3 protein-coding genes are annotated in these 2,613 nt (G+C 64.9%); all 3 read left to right on the forward strand.

The window, feature by feature from the left end; genetic code table 11:
- The coding region (locus ACSLE4_RS05310) for a hypothetical protein (RefSeq protein WP_435903438.1) at positions 1-381 on the forward strand (381 nt) is incomplete at its 5' end.
- Positions 382-407: 26 nt separating this feature from the next.
- Positions 408-1,364 carry an IS1595 family transposase gene (locus ACSLE4_RS05315; RefSeq protein ID WP_435903439.1) on the forward strand — a complete coding sequence of 319 codons (957 nt, stop codon included), beginning with the start codon at positions 408-410 and terminating at the stop codon, positions 1,362-1,364.
- Positions 1,365-1,619: 255 nt separating this feature from the next.
- Positions 1,620-2,613 (forward strand): NAD(P)/FAD-dependent oxidoreductase (locus ACSLE4_RS05320; protein WP_435903440.1); only part of this gene is annotated, 994 nt, incomplete at its 3' end.

Below are 2,613 nucleotides of genomic sequence, written 5' to 3' on the forward strand. Positions count from 1 at the left end.
GTGTATAAGAGACAGGATTTGTTGCCTAGATTTCCGGGCGCCGCTCGGTACATCGCACCAAATGCCGAGCTGCAAGCAAAGAGTGAACCTTATCGAGGTGAGCCAAAGATTGCCGACGTCACGATGATCGGGCGGACCAGCCCTATTGGGCTCGGTGATATGTCGGCACTGCGGCCGACACCAGATATCGCTCGCCCGACGCTATGGGTCAAGCGCGAGCAATGGCTCACACGTTCCTTCAGATGCCATTTGGCATCGATTCAACGACGGTATTGGTACCGGACACTCGCGTTCCGCTTCCGCGTCACCCAGAATGCAAACCCTCAAAATGCGCGCCATGAACATGCCTATCCCCTCAGAACCGGCGCAATCGTGGTGTAGAGGCTCGCCATCGAGGAGATGGACCAATGTCGAGCGAGATGCACAACAGCTTGTGGCGTGACTTTCCGAAGACGGCGCCGGAGTTTGAGGATCGGTTTAAGACCGAGGCGGACTGCCGCGCGTATCTGATCGCGGTACGCTGGGGCGGCGAACCGGCATGTGCACGGTGCGCCTCCAGGCGCCTGTGGACGCTGCGCGAGGGGACCCGGTTCGAGTGCGCCGAGTGCGGGCATCAGACGAGCCTCACGGCCGGCACGGTGCTGGAGAAAACGCGCAAGCCTTTGAAGATGTGGTTTCGCGCGATCTTCGAGATCACGTCGCGGCGCACCGGCATCTCGGCCAAGGACCTACAGCGCATCATGGGCTTCGGGTCGTATGAAACGGCGTGGACGTGGCTGCACAAGCTCCGCGCCGCGATGGTTCGCTCCGACAGCGAGCCGCTCGGCCCTTTCGTCCAGATCGACGAGACGCTCGTCGGAGGCAAGGGCGGCCCACACAAACAGCTCGTCCTCGTCGCGGCAGAAGCAAACGGCCGCGTGCGCCTCGTCCACGCCGAGAACAATGACACGGTCACCTGCAAAAGATTCGCGGACGAGGAGATCTCAGACGATGCTCATATCGTGACGGACGGGCACGCGGGCTACAGCGACAAGAGCCTCGGGGAGCGCCCGCACGAGCGGAAAGTGCAGACCAAAGCCGAGCGGCGCGAGAGCGACGCCGTGCAGGGCTGTCATTGGACGGTATCGCTCGCCAAGCGCTGGCTCATCGGCACACACGCAGGCGCAGTCGCTCCCAAGCACCTGCAGGGCTATCTCGACGAATTCACCTTTCGCCACAACCGCCGCAAGACCAAGGGCGTATGCCGCATCGCTGCCCGCCTCATCGAAAGCCTCGTGACGCGCGGACCAATGACGATGCGGGCCATCGTCGACCAGACGTTGCTCTATCGGCGCCTCTTGCCAGACACCACAATTGCCACCTGATCTGAGGGGATAGGCATGCAGCATCTCCCTGTCACATGGCCCACGAACCGCCGGTTGCCGCAGACAGTCCAAACTTCGACATGGTCCGGTACTAGAAGCCTCGATCCAGGTACGCGTGCCGATGCCCGCCTGCGCGTGACGCTCTACGCAAAACGATTGACTTCCGACGGCCAATCATTTTGCTGCTGTATGCTGATCCTATCCGTCCGCCCATCGCCCACCTTGGGCCCCGTCGACGTTCAACGGCCACATCCCATGATCCGATCCGATCCCTACTGGTGGGACGCCGCGCCGCCGGCGACGCTGCCCGAAACTCCGGTGCTCGGCGAATGTGACACCGTCATCGTCGGCGCCGGCTACACCGGGCTTTCCGCGGCGATCACGCTGGCGCGGGCCGGACGCAGCGTCCAGGTGTTCGATCGGATGCGCCCCGGCGAGGGGGCCTCGACCCGCAACGGCGGCATCGCCAGCGGTAACCTGCGGCCCTCGTTCGACGAACTGCGCAAGAAATTCGGCGAGCCTGCCGCGCGCGCGATCATCGCCGAGGCCAAGGTGGCGCGCGAGGACCTCGCCGACTTCATTGCGCGGGAAGGGATCGACTGCGATTTCGCGATCACTGGCCGCTTTGCCGGCGCCTCTACGGCGGGCGACTACGAGCGTCTCGCCCGCGAGGCCGACATGCTCGCGGCGACGACCGGGATCACGGCCTACGCCGTGCCAAAGTCGGAGCAGCGCACGTATCTCGGCACCGATTTCTATCACGGCGGCGCCGTGCGCGAAGACATCGGCGGGCTGCATCCGGGCAAGCTGCACGCGGGAATGCTGCGGCTCGCCCTTGCGGCCGGCGCGATCGTGCATGGCGAGACGGCGGTGCTCGGGATCCGCAGCGAAGGGCTCGACTATGAGGTCGAGACGGCCCGCGGCCGCGTCAAGGCGCGCCACGTCATCAGCGGCACGAACGGCTACACCACGCGCTCCGACCGCTGGCTGCGCCGCCGCCTGGTGCCGGTGCGCAGCCGCATCATCGCGACGGCGCCGCTCTCGGATAATCTCATGCGCCAGCTCATGCCGAAGCGCATGATGCTCTCCGAGACGCGCAAGCTGCACTACTACTACCGCCCCTCCCCCGATGGCCGGCGCGTCCTGTTCGGCGGTCGCGACGGCACCATCGCCGGTGATCCGACCTGGCCGACTTCGAACCTGCGCGAGGCGCTGATCGACATTTTCCCCGAGCTCGACGACGTCGAGC

This window comes from Methyloceanibacter sp. (assembly GCF_051306395.1).
GTDB lineage: Bacteria > Pseudomonadota > Alphaproteobacteria > Rhizobiales > Methyloligellaceae > Methyloceanibacter.

What these genes read in the sequence shown, in the direction of transcription:
- ACSLE4_RS05315 (WP_435903439.1), top strand. Translation starts at nt 408, where the DNA reads ATGTCGAGCGAGATGCACAACAGCTTGTGGCGTGACTTTCCGAAGACG.